The sequence below is a fragment of the Achromobacter colocynthidis genome, assembly GCF_057334535.1.
Genome location: NZ_JBHFIZ010000038.1, coordinates 132,889 through 149,049, shown reverse-complemented (window position 1 = coordinate 149,049; position 16,161 = coordinate 132,889). Strand labels below are relative to the sequence as shown.

Sequence of the window (16,161 nt, the reverse complement as noted above, 5' to 3'; positions counted from 1 at the left end):
ATGAAAATGAAATACTACGAAATTCCTGCGCTTTCAAACATTTACTTGGAAGATAGCTATGTCCTATCGATTCACGAACATAGGGCGGTCTTTGTTTTTGAATTGGAAGCCGTTCTTACGGAAGATAATCCGAACTATGAAACTCCTCGAGTTGGAGAGTTTTATAGTTACGCTAGAGTTTCGCTGAGATTTATCAATGTAGACTCTATAGAGTGGATTGATCGGAAGTTTATGGCGTTCACAGATGCGTCAGGTGAATTGGATTATGGGAATATCGATATTTTTGTCGGCTGTGGTGGTGGTTATGAGTTGGCGGGCGACTGGGGGCGCGTCTTAATCAAGGGGAGAGCAATAGAGGTGATAGTGGAATATTAGCGCTAGGCCAAACGGGATTCCTCATCCGCTCAAAAACCTGCCGAGCGGTTAATGCGCTTGGCCTGCGTTAACCGCTGGTGTGTAAAGTGCATTGAGTGAAGGGGGTATGAGTTTCGACCGGGCTGGAAATAAACGCACAATGGAATATCTAGCTGAATCTGTTGAAAATACCGTGTCAGACTGAGCTAACCCGGGTGTTCCGGGCCCCCTAAGAAGTAGACAATACTTGAAGGAGGGGTGCCATGGATAAATCCAAACCCGAAGCCAAGCCGAGCGATGCCAAGCGTCAGCCTCACGGCCGAGAGCTCAAGATCTAGGCCGTTCAACAGTTGGAGGGAGGCAAGATCAGCGGTAAAGTGCACACATTTCTTTGTGGATAATTTAGCCCGCATTTACGCTATCCGACGGGCTAGGCTGGCCGCTGTTCAGTAGTGGGGGAGTGGCATCCCAATCACCGTTTTACTTGCGCAACTGGGACGAGCTATCGTCGATGAACTCGAGAGTTTTTCGCTTGACGAGCGGGCTTATATTTTTGATGGGGTCGAGCAAGGAATGAATTCTTCCGATGCTGTCCTCAATACCGCTGTCGCAACAGGTTTGCTCGAGGCTATAAACTCACAGATTTCTAAAGACAGCGATCTTGAAAGAAAAGTGGATAGCCAACTCGGAACGGTGTCGAAGAAGTACTTAACTGATTGGACTAACTGGTACACCTCTAGATGAGCCCCCAAGCAGGCCCCTTCCCCACCACCTACCCCACCCCCCGTCGATACAACGCCAACATCCCCGCCAGCCCCATCATCACCCCGCCACAAACCCGATTCAGCCACCGTAGCCCCGACCCTCTAAACACCCGCACCAACCGCGCGCCCAATGCCGCATAAACCAGCATCGTCAGCACATTGATCGTCGCCAGCACCCCCGCCACGATGGCGTATTGCATTAGCAGGGGCGCTTGCGGATCGATAAACTGCGGCAAGAACGCCGACATGAATAACAGCGCCTTGGGATTCGTCAGCGCCACCAGAAAGCTGCGCACCCCCAGCGCCAAGCCAACTGGGCGGCCGTCAACCGCAGTGGCGGTCGGCAAGACCAACGCTGAATCCGACCGCAGCATCTTCCAACCCAGATACGCCAGATACGCCGCGCCCACCCATTTAATGATCTGAAAGGCGACTTCAGAGGCGCCCAGCACCACGCCCAGGCCGGACGCGACCGAGCCGACCAGGATCAAATCCGCCAGCACCGCGCCCGCCATGCCCCAGCCAGCGGCCCGCACGCCGTGGCGCGAGCCGTTGCTCATGGCAAGCAGGGGGGGGGGGCCGGGCGTCATGATGGCGACGGCCGAAGCCAGGATGAACAGCAGCAGCGTGGTGGTGGACATAAAGCGCTCCTAGGCAGCGGCCAGTTTGACGCTGCCAGCGCCAATCGTCCAGGTCCGGCTACCATATCGGTCTTATCCTCAGAATTCCCACCATGTCCACGCGTTCCGACTCCCCCCATCTTGCCCCTCCGCTGTCCTCCGTTCTTCTTTCCAGCGCGGGGGTGGTCGAGGGCGTGCTGGACGGCCGTTCCCTGACGGACGCATTGACAGACGTCAGTGTTGCCCTGCGCCCGGCCACCCAGGCGGTGTCGTTTCATGCGATGCGCTACCTGGGTTGGGCCGACGCCGTGGGCCGGGAATTGGTGCAGCGTTACCCCAGCGTGTTGTTCGAATCGCTGCTGCTGGTGTCTTTGACCCTGCTGAAAGAAGAGGGCGAGGCCGCCGCGCAGTTGCCCGGCATGCCGGTCTACGCGGCCCACACGGTGGTGGATCAGGCTGTGACGGCCGCCTCCAACACCCGCAGCCTGGCGTCGTTCAAGGGCATGCTGAATGCCTGCTTGCGTCGCTTCCTGCGCGAGCGCGCGGCGCTGGAAGCCGCGGTGGCCGACAGCCCCGAGGCGCAATGGAATCACCCCGGCTGGTGGGTCAAGCAATTGGGAATCGCCTACCCGCAGGACTGGCAGCGGATTCTGGAATCGGCCAATGTGCCGGCACCCCTGACTTTGCGCGTCAACCGCCGCCGCGCCAGCCGCGAACAGGTATTGGCCGCCTTCGAAGCCGCAGGCCTGGAAGCGCAGCCGGTTGGCCAGGCCGGCGTGGTGCTGGGCAGCCCCAAGCCCGTGACGCAGTTGCCCGGCTTTGCCGAAGGTTGGTGGTCGGTGCAGGATGCGGGGGCGCAATTGGCGGCTGAGCTGCTGGCGCCCACCGACGGCATGCGGGTGCTGGATGCCTGCTCGGCGCCCGGCGGCAAAACGGCGCATCTGCTGGAACTGGCCGATATCGACCTGGTGGCGCTGGACGCCGACGGCGAACGGCTGGAACGGGTGGAGCAAAACCTGGACCGCCTGGGCCTGGCAAGCAAGCGCGTGCACCTGGACGCGGCCGACGCCGCTGACCTGGACGCCTGGTGGGACGGCACGCCCTTTGACGCAGTGCTGGCGGACGTGCCCTGCACGGCCTCGGGCATCGTGCGCCGCCACCCGGACATTCGCTGGTTGCGCCGGGAAAACGATGTGCGCCGCACGGCCACGTTGCAGGCCCGGATTCTGGACTCCCTGTGGAAAACCGTCGCGCCCGGTGGCCGTCTGTTGTATGTGACGTGCTCGGTCTTCCCGATTGAAGGGGCGCGCCAGGCGCTTGAGTTTTTGCAGCGCCATCCCGAGGCCCAACGGTTGGACGCGCCGGGGCAGTTGCTGCCAGTTGCGCTCAATGCAACACCCGTCGAGCAACATGACGGCTTTTTCTATGCCTTGTTTGCCAAGCAGTCCTGAATCACCAAGAATAGGGGCATAACGGTGTTGCGGTGTCGTATGTCCATTATTTCGCGTTTATTTCTAGGGTTGTTGCTGGTATCTACCTTGCTTTCCACGGTGCCGGGCGGCGAGGTGCATGCCGCCGAACCGCAGGTGACGCGGGTTGAGCCGGCGGTGCGCAATGGCAAGCTTGAATTCGATGCGGATATCGAATTTGAACTGAATCAGCAGTTGCGGGATGCGGCCCAACGCGGCATCCCCTTGTATTTCACGGCCGACCTTACCGTGACGCGTGAACGCTGGTGGTGGTTCGACGAGTCGCTGGTGGACACCTCGCGCACCTGGCGCGTCATCTATAACGCGCTGACGCGGCAATGGCGCGCGGGCGTGGGCGAACTGTCCTTTCCGGTCGCTTCGTTGGACGATGCGATGAGCGTCATCCGGCATATACGCAATTGGTCGGTGGCGGATGCCGCTGACTTTGATGCCGACGTGCTCTACGGCGGACAGATCCGGCTGCGCCTGGATACGTCGTTGCTGCCCCGGCCGTTCCAGGTCAACGCCTTGAATAGCAGTTCGTGGGCGCAGAGCACGCCCTGGATGGACTTCTCGTTCACGCTGAGCGACAAGGAGAAAGATCCCTCATGAGGCTGTTGCTCCGGCTGGCCCTGATGGTAGGTGCCGTAAGCGGCCTGGCGTTGCTGGGCTTGCTGGCATGGTCCACGGGCAACGCCTCGCGCTTTGCGCGCTATTACGACACGCTGCTGGTGTTGAACGGCATCTTTGCCCTGGCGCTGTTTGTCTGGGTGGTGGCGCTGACGGTGCGGCTGGCGCGCCAGATCCGGCGCCGGCAGTTCGGTGCGCGGCTGACCGCGCGCTTTTCCCTGGCGTTCGCGCTGATCGGCGTGGTGCCGGGCGCCCTGATCTACACCGTGTCGGTGCAGTTCATGTCGCGGTCCATTGAATCGTGGTTCAACGTGCGGGTGGATACGGCGCTGGAAGCCGGCCTGAACCTGGGCCGCGCGGCGCTGGATTCGCTGCTGGCCGATCTGGACGCCCGCGCGCGCTCCATGGCCGTCGAACTGAACCGCAACACGGACAGCGGCGTGACGCTGGCGCTGACCCGGCTGCGCGAGGCCAATGGCGTGCAAGAGGCCATGGTGTTCACGGGCAGCGGCCGCATGGTGGCGTTTTCCACCAGCCAGTACGGCCAGTTGATGCCCGCCATGCCCCCGTCCACGGTCATGAACCAGCTTCGGCTGGCACGCGGCTATTCCGCCGCCGAAGCAGATGACCCCGTTACGGCGGGAGCCGAAGGCGGGCTGCACCTGCGTGTGGTGATTCCGCTGACCGGGCCCGAGCGCTATGACAACCTGCTTGGCTCGTCCGAGCCGCGCTGGCTGCAATTGCTGCAGCCGGTGCCGGAGCAGATCGCGCACAACGCCAATCTGGTGCAGCAGGGGTTTCGGGATTATCAAGAGCTGGCGTTGTCGCGGCTGGGCTTGCGCAAGCTTTACGGCATCACCCTGACCTTGGCCCTGCTCTTGGCCGCGTTCGGCGCCATCGCTGTGGCGCTGTCGCTGTCCAAGCGCCTGGTGAGACCCTTGCTCAGCCTGGCGGGCGGCACGCAGGCGGTGGGCGTGGGCGATTACCGGCCACTGCCCGAGCCCCCGGAGCGCGACGAAGTGGGCCAGTTGACGCGCTCGTTCAATGCCATGACGCGCCAGCTTGATGAAGCGCGCCGCATGGTCGAGAGCAATCGCCAGCAGTTGGAGCGGTCCAACGTCTATCTGGAAAGCGTGCTGTCGAACCTGTCCTCCGGGGTGCTGGTGTTCGACGAGTCGTTCCGCGTTACCACTGTCAACCAGGGCGCCCAGACCATTCTGGGGGTGGACCTGCGTTCGGTAATCGGCCGTCCGCTGGAAACGGTGGACGGCATGCTTGAATTTGCGAACATTGTTCGACAGGCGTTTTCCACGCATGCGGCGGTCGGATCGGAACGCCAGCATTGGCAGCAGCAATTCGAAATCAACCCTGGCCAGGGCGATGCCGCCACCGCGTCGCAGCCGCTCACCTTGCTGGCGCGCGGCACCCATTTGCGCGTGGACGGGCGCGGCAACGGCTATCTGGTGGTGTTCGACGACATTACCGAAGTGATTTCCGCCAACCGCACCGTGGCCTGGGGCGAAGTGGCGCGGCGCCTGGCGCATGAAATCAAGAACCCGCTTACTCCCATCCAGTTGTCGGCCGAACGGTTGGCCATGAAACTGGAAGGCAAGCTGCAACCGGCGGAGGCGCAGATCGTCCAGCGGTCCACCAATACCATCGTCAACCAGGTGGCGTCGCTGAAGCAGATGGTGGACGATTTCCGCGAATACGCCCGCACGCCGCCTGCCGTGATGCAGCGCATCGACTTCAACGCGCTGGTGGCCGACGTGCTGTCGCTGTATGGCTGGGAGCCCGACGGCGGGGCGTCCCGCATCACCGGCAAGGCCATGAATCTGGATGTGACGCTGGCGCCGGGCCTGCCCGACATCGAGGGCGACCCGACCCAACTGCGCCAGGTCATTCACAACCTGCTGTCCAACGCGCGCGACGCGATTGCCGAACTGGGCGGTGACGGGCGGGTCAGCGTGACGACGCAGTTGATGCGCAGCGAGCAGCCCGACCGGGCCGACCAGCAAGCCTTGAGATTTACCGTGGCAGACACCGGGCCGGGCTTTCCGGCGCAGGTGATGCAGCGGGCGTTCGAGCCCTACGTAACCACAAAGTCCCACGGGACTGGGTTAGGATTGGCAATCGTACGCAAGATTGTGGAAGAGCACGGCGGACGTATCGACCTTGCGAACCGCAAGGAAGGGGGCGCGCGGATTTCCATCTTGCTGACCCGGTTGGCGACCGGGGCAGATACTATGGACGCGACCGCGCAAGAAAAGGATAATGCGGCTACGCAATAGGTGGATGCTTTATGGCCAGAATTCTGGTGGTTGACGACGAAGTCGGTATACGCGAGCTTTTGTCAGAGATCCTTTACGACGAAGGGCACACGGTCGAACTGGCCGAGAACGCGGCGCAAGCGCGCGCGGCACGCCTTCGCATGCGTCCTGATCTGGTGTTGCTGGACATCTGGATGCCGGACACGGACGGCGTAAGTTTGCTGAAAGAATGGGGCTCGCAAGGCCTGCTCGACATGCCGGTGATCATGATGAGCGGCCATGCCACCATCGACACCGCGGTTGAAGCCACGCGCATCGGCGCCATGGATTTCCTGGAAAAGCCCATTACGCTGCAACGCTTGCTCAAGACCGTGGCGGCGGGCCTGGCGCGCGGGCGTGCACCGCAACCGGCGCCTGTCGCCGTGCATTCGGCGGTCGCCAACACGGCTGTGGCGCTTGAAGACGAGCTGGATCCTCCCATTTTGACGGCGGCGCCCGCCAACGAAGTCCCGGTGGCGTCCAACGGTCAACTGGGCACCATTTCGCTGGACCAGCCCTTGCGCGAAGCGCGCGACGAGTTCGAACGCATCTATTTCGAATACCACCTGGTACGCGAAAGCCACAGCATGACGCGCGTGTCCGAGCGCACCGGCCTGGAACGCACCCACCTGTATCGCAAGCTCAAGCAATTGGGCATTGAGTCGGCGCGCAAGCGCAGCACATGAAAATCCTGATCATGGGCGCTGGTCGCGTAGGCACCAGCGTGGCCGAAAACCTGGTGTCCGAAGAAAACGACATCACCGTGGTGGATACCGACCCCACGCAGCTTCGCTACCTGCAAGAACACTTCGACCTGCGTGTCGTCCATGGCGACGGCTCGCAAGTGTCGGTTCTGGAAGCCGCCGGCGCGGCCGATACCGACCTGTTCATCGCCTGTGCGGCCTCTGACGCCGCCAACATGGTGGCGTGCAAGATCGCCCGCCAACTGTTCAACATCCCCCGTCGCATTGCCCGCATCCGCTCGGCCGAGTTCCCGGAACACCCGGAACTCATGAGCGAAGAGGGCTTTTGCATCGACGCGCTGATCAGCCCCGAACGCAGCGTCACGACCTATCTGCATAGCCTGATTGAATTTCCCGAAGCGCTACAGGTGGTGGAGTTTGCCGAAGGGCGCGTGTCGGTCGTGACCGTGCGCGTGGGGCATGGCAGCCCGATGGCGCATTCGCCCGTCGACAAGCTGCGTGACGTCTGGCCCGATGTGAAGGCGCGCGTCATCGACGTGCTGCGCGGCGGGCGCCCGCTACGGGCCGGCAGCGGCACGGTTATCGCGCCGGGTGACGAGGTTGTGCTGGTGGTGGATTCGCGCGACGCGCGCCGCGCCGTGCGGCAATTGCGCGATGCCGAACGGGCCGTGCGCCGCGTGATGATCGCGGGCGGCGGCAACATCGGCCTGCGCCTGGCGCGCCAGTTGGCCGAAGAAAAATACAGCGTTCGCATCATCGAACGCGACCTGAAGCGCTGCGAATACCTGGCGACCCAACTGCCCGATAGCGTGCTGGTGCTGCACGGCAGCGGCACGGACGAAGCCTTGCTGGAGCGCGAGAACATCGAAGACATGGACACCTGGCTTGCCCTGACCAGCGACGACGAGGACAACATCATGTCTTCGCTGCTGGCCAAGCGGCTGGGCGCCCGCAAGGTGATCGCGCTGATCAACCGCCAGGCCTATGGCGAACTGATGCAGGGCAGCCATATCGACATCGCCGTGTCGCCTTCGCAGGCAACGATGAGCGAATTGCTGCGCCACGTGCGGCGCGGTGACGTGGCCGCGGTGCACCGCTTGCGCCAAGGCGTGGCCGAGGCGCTGGAAGCCATTGCGCACGGCGACCGCTCCACGTCCAAGGTGGTTGGCCGGGCGGTGGGCCAGATCAGCCTGCCCAAGGGCGCCAGCATTGGCGCGCTGGTACGCGACGACGAGATCATCCTGCCGGATGCCGACACCATTATTGAAACGAACGACCACGTGATCGTCTTCGTGCCCTCGCGCCGGCAGATGCCGCGCGTGGAAAAGTTGTTCCAAGTTTCCGCGTCCTTCTTCTGATGCGCACCTTGCCCATGCTCCGCCGCGGGCCGAGTGTCGCCGGATAAGCTCCATGAATCGAGTTCTCGGAACCCTCTATATCCTTGGGCTGACCATGGTGATGTTCGCCCTCACCATGCTGATCCCGCTGGCGATCGCCTACCTGGGCGGCGACGCGGCGCGCGACGCCTTCCTGCACGGCTTCCTGCTTTCGCTGGGCATCGGGGGCGGTCTTGCCGCCCTGACGCGGCGCAGCCGCTGCGAGCTGCGCGCGCGCGATGGTTTCGTGCTGGTGTCCGCGGTGTGGGCCGGCCTGCCGTTGCTGGCGTCGATCCCGCTGCTGCTCTACTTTCACCGGGCCGGCTTGCCGCTGTCATTCACCAGCGCCTATTTCGAGGCCATGTCTGGGTTGACCACGACGGGCGCCACGGTGCTGACCAACCTGGACGCCTTGCCGGCATCCATCAACCTGTGGCGCGCCACGCTGGTCTGGATTGGCGGCATGGGCATCCTGGTGCTGGCGGTGGCGATTTTGCCGCTGCTGGGGGTGGGCGGCCACCAAGTGGTGCGGGCCGAAACGCCCGGCCCCATGAAGGATGAACGCCTGACGCCCCGCATCGCCAGTACCGCCAAGGCGCTGTACGCGGTGTACTTCGTGTTTTCCATCCTGTGCTTCCTGGCGTACCGCGCGGTGGGCCTGTCCTGGTTTGAAGCCTGGTGCCACATGGCCACCACCATGGGGCTGGGCGGCTTTTCGACCTGGGACGACGGCTTTGCCCACTTCGATTCGGTAGCCGTGGAAATGGTCGCCATGGTGTTCATGGTGATCGCGGGCATCAACTTTGCCACCCATTTCAACGCCTTTCGCCAGCGCAGCGCGCGCGCCTACGCGCAGTGCCCGCAAGCCATCCCGTACCTGGTCGTGGTGCTGGGAGCAGGCCTGGTCATTTCGGTGTTCCTGTACATCAAGGGCGTCTACGACGAGCCTCTGGAAGCGCTGCGCTTTGGCATGTTCAACACCATTTCCATGGCTACCACCACCGGCTACGCGAATACCGACTTCGCCCAGTGGCCCCTGTTTGCGCCGCTGACCATGCTGCTGCTCTCGGGCTTTGCCACGTCGGCCGGGTCAACCGGGGGCGGTATCAAGATGATTCGCGCCATTTTGCTGGTCAAGCAAGCCCGCAATGAACTGGTGACGATGCTGCACCCGCATGCCGTCAGCCCGGTGCGCATCAACGACCGGGCGGTGGAAGGGCGCACCATGTCGTCCGTGCTGGCCTTCATGCTGATCTACGGGCTGTCCATCGCCGTGTTCACCAGCCTGCTGCTGTTGTCTGGGTTGGACCCCATCACGGCGTTCTCGGCCATATTTGCCACCATCAACAACACCGGCCCCGGGCTCGGGCCCGTTGGGCCCATGGGCAGCTTCGCGGTGCTGTCCGATTTCCAGATCTGGGTCTGCACCTTCGCCATGCTGATCGGCCGCCTGGAATTGCTGACCGTGCTGGTGCTGTTCACCCCCATGTTCTGGCGCAAATAAGGGGGCGCTGACCCCCAAAGCCTCTCCGGAATAACCCGATAAAGGGTTATCCCACCCCTCTCCGAAAACCGCTTGGTTGCTGCGATTCCGGCCGCCATCGCTTGGCAACCCGCGTCGTTCCTGACTTGTAAGCGCTTGCTCACTTATCTTCAGAGGGCAAAACCGTGTGCTACGCGATGTTGCACACAAATGTCACGATTTTCAATCGTATTGCCACAAACCTGCGGCTATCATGCATTCCACAAGCCGCCGTCTAGTGCCCCCCGGGAAGTTACCGGGCTTCAAGGTCGAACGGCGCGTCCCCTCATATCAAACATTCAAAGGAGTCCGGAATGGAACCGATCCCGTTCATTTCGTCGGCCCCCAACACCCTGGGCATCGAACTAGAGTTGCAACTGATCGACCCTCGCAGTTTTGACCTTACCGCCGCCTCTGACGAATTGCTGGCCCAGATGGCCAACCACCCCATTGCCGACCGCGTCAAACCCGAGATCACGCGGTCCATGATCGAACTGAATTCCTCGGTGCACGAGCACCCCATGGGCCTGTTGGCCGAAATGCGCGAGATGCGCGATGCCTTGGTCGAAGCGGCCGACGCGGTTGGCGTGTCGGTGGCCGGCGGCGGCGCCCACCCCTTCATGCGTTGGCAGGAACGATCCATTTCGGACACCCCGCGCTTCCAGTACCTGGCCGAAATGTATGGTTACCTGGCGCGTCAATTTACGGTCTTCGGCCAGCACATCCATCTGGGCGTGAAAAGTGGCGATGACTCCATCAAGCTGTTGCGCCGCCTGTCGCCCTACGTGCCCCACTTCATCGCGCTGTCGGCCTCGTCGCCGTACTGCGAGGGCGTGGATACCCTGTTCTCGTGCTCGCGCCTGAACGCCGTCAACAGCTTCCCCCTGGCCGGCCACATGCCGCCCGAGGTGAAGGACTGGTATCAGTTCGAGGCCCATCTGTCGCAACTGCGCGCCTACGGGCTGGCCGAGAGCATCAAGGACCTGTATTGGGACATTCGCCCCAAGCCGGAATTCGGCACGGTCGAGATCCGGGTCTGCGACACGCCTCTCACCGTGGAACGCGCCTGCCAGATCGCCGCGTTCGCCCAGGCCTTGGCCGTGCTGCTGATGCGCGAGGACGACCCCAGCGACAATGCCTGGCTGTCCTACCGCAGCAATCATTTCCAAGCCTGCCGTTTTGGCTTGCAGGGCAGTTACGTGACGCCGGACGGCCAGCGGCTGCGCCTGATGGACCACCTGCGCACGCTGTTCCAGCGCCTGATGCCGGTGGCCGAAGAGTTGGGCACGGGCGACATGATCGCCACGCTGCGCGACGAGGCCATGCGCAGCGGCAACGATTCGCGCTGGCTGCGCAGCCAGTTCCATCGCCTGCGCGACCTGCCGTTGATGGTTGACGCCATGACGCACGCTTGGCGTGGTGAAACGGTGGCAGCCCCGCCGGCTGAGCCCACCGCCGTGCTGCGTCGGCGCATCCGGGCAAATTCCGAACCGATGCAGCCCTTGTCGGCGTCGGAACCCGGTGTCAGCGTGCCGTTGCCGGAACGCTTGCACTAAGTAGCAGTCGTAGTTAGCAGTAGTGGTGGCCCCTGTTTCAGGGGTTACCGCGATGCCGGCCGCCGATGGCGCTGACGGACAGGCGGGTCTCGCCCGCCACCGTGCGATGCGCCGCGGCGCGCCAGGCATGGCCGTAAGCCACTTCGATGCTTAATGCGATCAGACCGTCGGGGCGGCGCTGTGCTTCCAGCGCAGCGCACAGGCGGTTACGCCAGTCTCGTCCGACCAGCCCGCCGCGCCGGCCTTCGGCGGGGTTGCCGCCCAGCGCTCGCACGTCGGCCAGCAGCTTTTCCGGGCTGCGGTAGGTCAGCGTCAGAATCTCCTGGTCCATGACGGGGTCAGCGAAGCCGTTTTCCACCAGCAAGTCCCCAAAGTCATGCATGTCCACGAAGGACGGCGTGGCGGTGGCCAGGCCCGCATCGGCCAGCGCTTGCCGCAATTCGCGCAGGGTGGCCGGCCCCAGACAGGAAAACATCGCCAGCCCGCCCACCTTCAGGATGCGGCGCCATTCCGCCAGCACCGCATGCGGGGCGCGGTGCCAATGCATCGCCAGGTTGGACCACACCAGCTCCAATGATTCGGGGGCCAGCCCGGTTTCCGCCAGGTCGGCGTTGACGAAGCTGGGTGCGGCGGGCCCGCGCCGGGCCAGCTTGCCGATCCAGGCGCCCAAGCCCGCGGGGGCATGGCGCTTTCTAGCCAGTTCCAGCAGTGGCTCGCAGTTGTCCAGGCCGGTGTATGCCGCGTCGGGATAGCGCTCGCGCAGCAGGGGCAGGTTGTCTCCCGCGCCGCAGCCCGCGTCCAGCATGGCTTGCGGCTGCACGCGGATGTATTGCAAGCGGCCCAGCATGCGGCGCGCCACTTCGCCATAAAGGAACTGGGCGTCGGATAAGTCGCCACGGCGGGCGAACTGCCGGGGTACGTCGGCGCTGACGATGGGAAGGGTGGGTAGCGGTGCGGATTCTGGCAGGGACATTTCGGTCGCGCCCGCGTCTTGGCCGCGGGGCGGAACATGGTTTCATGAGGAATGGCATCCATTATTACGCATCCCGGCCGACGAATTCGATTGCCCCTACAGGCCATGGGGCGGCGGCTTTGGTCCCGCGTGGGCTGCGATTGCCCGCTGTGCGGGGCGCGAGTGGCGGGTGCGCGCCTGTGCGGCGGCTGCGCGGACGACATCACCGCCGCGCCTCCGGGCGGGCGTCCGAGATGCCCGCGCTGCGCGCTGCGGTTGCCGATTATTGCTTCGGTGGTGGCCTCGGCGTTGAGCGAGGACATGGCTTCGAGCACGGCCTCGGCTCCAATTCCGGCCCCGGCCCCAGCCCCACTTCAGGCGCCAATTTGCCCCGCCTGTCTCGGCGCGCCAAGGGCTTATGGGCGGACGATCGCGGCCTTTGACTACGTTCCACCCGCCGACGCGCTGATCAGGATGTTGAAGACGCAACTGCGCCTGAGCATGGCGCCGGTGCTGGCCCGTTTGCTGGCTGAGGCCATCCGCCATGAACCAAGGCTACCCGATGGCGTCTTGCTGGCGCCCGTGCCCGCCAGCCGCGCGTCGCTGCGCGCACGCGGCATGAACCCGGCGGCGGAGATCGCCCGCCGCCTGGCGGCCGAACTGAACCTGCCGCTGATCCGGCAAGCGCTGCGGCGGCGCCGGGAAACGCCCAGGCAGACGGCGTTGGGCCGCCACGCGCGGCGCCAGGTGGCCGCCGGCCTGTTCAAAGCCTCTACAGTGGTGCGCGGCCGCCACGTGGCGGTGGTGGACGACGTCATGACCACCGGCAGCACCGTGCAGGCCGCCGCGGTCGCGCTGTTGGCGGCGGGGGCGGCTGGAGTAACGGTGCTGGTAGTTGCTCGGACGCCGTAATGGCGCAGGCACCGGCCTCGTTACCGCGCTGGTGGAGCGCCGGGCCGTCCGTGCGGCTGCCCCAGAAGGCGGGCAAAGTTCCTAGCCGTCAGCGCGGCGGCCTCACAAAGTGGGTGAAGCCCCGGGCCCTCAGCCCGCCTCCGCCACAAATCGGCGACAATCCCGCCACGCCGCCACCCTGGCGCCGCAAGCCGTCCTCGTCTTCCGTCCTGCTTCCTTATTCGCCATGTTCCACGTCATCCTCGTCTGCCCCGAGATTCCCCCCAACACCGGCAACGCCATCCGGCTGTGCGCCAACACGGGCGCCCAGTTGCATCTGGTGCGTCCGTTGGGATTCGAATTGGATGACGCCCGCATGCGGCGCGCCGGGCTGGACTATCACGAGTGGCAGCCTGTGCGGGTGCATGACACTCTGCAGGAAGCGCTGGATGACACGGGGGCCGACGCCTCCAGCATCTACGCGCTGACCACGCACGCGCAGCGCAGCGTGGCCGACATCGCCTTCAAGCCCGGCGACGTCTTCGTTTTCGGCCGCGAAACGGCCGGCTTATCCGACGAGCATCAAGCGATGTTCCCGCCCCAGCAGCGCCTGCGCCTGCCGATGCGCGCGGGCCAACGCAGCCTGAACCTGTCCAACGCCGTCGCCGTCACCGTCTTCGAAGCCTGGCGCCAACAAGGCTTCGAAGGCGGATCGTGAATGGGCGCCGCGCGCCACAGCCCGCCCAAGACCACCACCTTCCGTTGATCGTAGGATGGGTGTAGCGCGCCACAGCCTGCCCAAGAACGCAGCCTTCCAACGCGCAAACCCATCAAGCAGCGGCGAAACCACACCGCTCTCCCCACAAAGCAGGGGCGAATAAAAGCCATCCCCCCCGCCGCTCTTAACCACGCAAACCCATCAATCCAGCGACAGCTTCAACCGCTCAATCACCTGATCCCACCGCGCTTTCTCATTCTTGATCCGCGACGTCAAAGCCTCAGGCGTCGACGCCGCCGGGGTGAAATACTGCAACGCCAACTGCTTGCGCACGGCCTCGCTATTGATCACACGCGCCAACTCGCTATTCAACCGCTCGATCACTGGCGTCGGCGTCCCCGCCGGCACCAGCACCGCATTCCAGGAAATCGCCTCAAAGTCGGGATACCCTTGCGACGCCATCGTCGGCACGCCCGGCAAGGCCTCGCTGGGTTGCAGGCTGGTCACCGCCAACAGCTTGACCTTGCCGTCGCGCGCCTGTGGCACTGCAATCGCCGGCACCATAAACCCTGCCTGCACGTCGCCGCCGATGATCGCCGTAATCACCTGCGGAAAGCCGGAATACGGAATATGCGCCAGGTCCACGCCCGCGCTTTCCTTGAACATCTCCATCGCCAGATGCGCCGAGCTGCCCGGCCCCACCGACCCGTAGTTCAACGAATTGCCGCGTTCCTTGACCAGCTTGACGAAGTCCTGGACGTTGTCGACCTTCAGGCTGCCGGGCACCACCAGCACGTTCGGGCTGGTGCCCACCAGGGTGACCGGCGCCAGATCCTTCAGCGGGTCGTAGCCCAGCGTTTTCTTGTACAGCGTGGGCGCGGTCACCAGCGGGCCGTTGATCGTGTAAAGCAACGTATAGCCATCCGGCTTGGCCTGCGACACCACGCGCGTGCCGATATTGCCGCCCGCGCCGGGCTTGTTGTCGATGACGATGGGCTGGCCCAGTGCCTGCGACAGCGGCTCGGAGATCGTGCGCGCCAGGATGTCCGGCGACGAGCCGGGCGGAAACGGCACGACCATATGGATGGGGCGGTCGGGCCAATCGGCATGGGCGGCGGCCGGCAGCACGGCGGCCAGGCTCAGGCACAGGCCGCGCAGAAGCGGGCCGACCCGGAATTTGCGGGTTTGCGTCATGACGGATGTCTCCTCGGGGTGGGGCGTGTGTGTTGTTGTTAGAGAGGGGTCAAAGATGGCCGCCCAGCGTATCGTCCAGCGCGCCGTTGGCGCTGCTGGTGGCACTGAGGTTGGCATTGACGTCGGCACTTTCATCGCGCGGGTCGCGCGCCAGCAGCGCCGACACCGCGGTCATGGGCGCAACGCCGTCGAACAGCACGGCGCAGACGGCTTCGGTAATGGGCAGTTCGACATTGATGGCGCGGGCGCGATCGCGCGCCGCGCGGGCACAGCGCACGCCTTCGGCGGTGATGCCGCTGGCCAGGATGTCGGCCAGCTTGCGGCCGGCGCCGATCTCCAGGCCTACGCGACGGTTGCGCGAGAGTTCGCCCGTGGCGGTCAGCACCAGGTCGCCCAGGCCGGTCAGCCCGGCGAAGGTCTCGCCGCGCGCGCCCAGCGCCACGCCGAAGCGGGTCATTTCGGCCAGGCCGCGCGTGATCAGTGCCGCGCGGGCATTGGTGCCCAGCGCCAGCCCGTCACCGATGCCGCAGGCGACCGCGATGACGTTTTTCAAGGCGCCGCCGACCTCCACGCCAACCAGGTCGGAACTGGCGTAGACGCGCAGCGCCGCCCCGTGGAAAGCAGAGGTGGTGGCATCGCGCAGCCCGGTATCGGTGCTGGCCACGGTCAGCGCCACGGGCAGGCCTTGGGCCACTTCACGCGCGAAGGACGGGCCGGACAAGGCGCCGCCGATCGCGCCGGGCAGGGCCTCTTGCACGATCTCGTGGGGCAGCCTGGCCGTGTCGGCCTCAAAGCCCTTGCACGTCCAGACGATGGGGGTGTCTTGCAGGCCCAGTACGGGCAGCCGACGGGCCAGTTCGCCGCAGATGGCGGCCAGCCCGGCCACGGGCACGCCCAGCACGATCAGACGACGGGTGTTCTCATCGTCGGCTTCGTCCTGCAGGCTGCGCAGCGTGGCGTCCAGATCGGACGAAAAATTCAGGGAAGCGGGCAGGGAAATGCCCGGCAGGTAGCGCGCGTTCTCGTGCGAGGCGGCCATGCTGGCGGCCTGCGCGGCGTCGCGCGCCCAAAGCAGGGTGGGGTGGGGGGGGGGGGGGGGGGG

General features: G+C 64.5%; 14 protein-coding genes. 10 read left to right on the top strand and 4 right to left on the bottom strand.

The window, feature by feature from the left end; genetic code table 11:
- The first annotated feature begins 6 nt into the window (after nt 1-6).
- The gene (locus ACE04A_RS24850) at nt 7-375 is read left to right on the top strand and encodes a hypothetical protein (protein ID WP_448718344.1); all 369 of its coding nucleotides are present in this window, start codon (nt 7-9) and stop codon (nt 373-375) included.
- Between the two features lie 751 nt (nt 376-1,126).
- Here the strand turns inward: ACE04A_RS24850 and ACE04A_RS24845 are convergent.
- Entirely contained in the window at nt 1,127-1,759 is a 633-nt protein-coding gene (locus ACE04A_RS24845) for a LysE family translocator (protein WP_485820635.1), read from the bottom strand.
- A 92-nt stretch (nt 1,760-1,851) separates the two neighbouring features.
- Between ACE04A_RS24845 and rsmB the strand changes: the two genes are divergently transcribed.
- The 7 genes from rsmB (at nt 1,852) to ACE04A_RS24810 (ending at nt 11,304) form a co-directional block, all read left to right on the top strand.
- Nucleotides 1,852-3,189, top strand: a complete 1,338-nt coding sequence (gene rsmB, locus ACE04A_RS24840) for a 16S rRNA (cytosine(967)-C(5))-methyltransferase RsmB (RefSeq protein ID WP_485820634.1) — start codon at nt 1,852-1,854, stop codon at nt 3,187-3,189.
- Nucleotides 3,190-3,228: 39 nt separating this feature from the next.
- Nucleotides 3,229-3,819: a DUF4390 domain-containing protein gene (locus ACE04A_RS24835; protein WP_259250925.1), complete on the top strand. Its 591-nt coding sequence runs from the start codon at nt 3,229-3,231 to the stop codon at nt 3,817-3,819.
- Nucleotides 3,816-6,128, top strand: a complete 2,313-nt coding sequence (locus ACE04A_RS24830) for a sensor histidine kinase (protein ID WP_259250924.1) — start codon at nt 3,816-3,818, stop codon at nt 6,126-6,128. The genes ACE04A_RS24835 and ACE04A_RS24830 overlap by 4 nt, the downstream gene beginning before the upstream one ends.
- Nucleotides 6,129-6,139: 11 nt before the next feature.
- Complete coding sequence (locus ACE04A_RS24825) at nt 6,140-6,832, top strand: response regulator (RefSeq protein WP_259250923.1); 693 nt, start codon at nt 6,140-6,142, stop codon at nt 6,830-6,832.
- Nucleotides 6,829-8,208, top strand: coding sequence for a Trk system potassium transporter TrkA (trkA, locus tag ACE04A_RS24820; RefSeq protein ID WP_448718347.1), 1,380 nt, complete (start codon nt 6,829-6,831; stop codon nt 8,206-8,208). Before ACE04A_RS24825 ends, trkA begins: the two co-directional genes overlap by 4 nt.
- Before the next feature lie 52 nt (nt 8,209-8,260).
- On the top strand, nt 8,261-9,730 hold the full coding sequence (locus ACE04A_RS24815; RefSeq protein ID WP_279994343.1) for a TrkH family potassium uptake protein: 1,470 nt from the start codon (nt 8,261-8,263) through the stop codon (nt 9,728-9,730).
- Between the two features lie 332 nt (nt 9,731-10,062).
- Nucleotides 10,063-11,304, top strand: a complete 1,242-nt coding sequence (locus ACE04A_RS24810) for a YbdK family carboxylate-amine ligase (protein WP_259250920.1) — start codon at nt 10,063-10,065, stop codon at nt 11,302-11,304.
- A 37-nt stretch (nt 11,305-11,341) separates the two neighbouring features.
- Here the strand turns inward: ACE04A_RS24810 and ACE04A_RS24805 are convergent, their stop codons facing one another.
- Nucleotides 11,342-12,277 carry a methyltransferase domain-containing protein gene (locus ACE04A_RS24805; RefSeq protein ID WP_448718348.1) on the bottom strand — a complete coding sequence of 312 codons (936 nt, stop codon included), beginning with the start codon at nt 12,275-12,277 and terminating at the stop codon, nt 11,342-11,344.
- 453 nt (nt 12,278-12,730) lie between these two features.
- Here ACE04A_RS24805 and ACE04A_RS24800 point away from each other — a divergent pair, with 453 nt between their 5' ends.
- Nucleotides 12,731-13,168: a ComF family protein gene (locus ACE04A_RS24800; RefSeq protein ID WP_485820633.1), complete on the top strand. Its 438-nt coding sequence runs from the start codon at nt 12,731-12,733 to the stop codon at nt 13,166-13,168.
- A 226-nt stretch (nt 13,169-13,394) separates the two neighbouring features.
- Nucleotides 13,395-13,865 (top strand): tRNA (cytidine(34)-2'-O)-methyltransferase, encoded by a 471-nt coding sequence (locus ACE04A_RS24795; protein WP_100853978.1) that lies wholly within the window; start codon nt 13,395-13,397, stop codon nt 13,863-13,865.
- 201 nt (nt 13,866-14,066) lie between these two features.
- Here ACE04A_RS24795 and ACE04A_RS24790 read toward each other — a convergent pair whose 3' ends face one another.
- Nucleotides 14,067-15,059, bottom strand: a complete 993-nt coding sequence (locus ACE04A_RS24790) for a Bug family tripartite tricarboxylate transporter substrate binding protein (protein WP_448718349.1) — start codon at nt 15,057-15,059, stop codon at nt 14,067-14,069.
- A gap of 49 nt (nt 15,060-15,108) precedes the next feature.
- Nucleotides 15,109-16,161 (bottom strand): NAD(P)H-dependent glycerol-3-phosphate dehydrogenase (locus ACE04A_RS24785; RefSeq protein ID WP_485820632.1); only part of this gene is annotated, 1,053 nt, incomplete at its 5' end.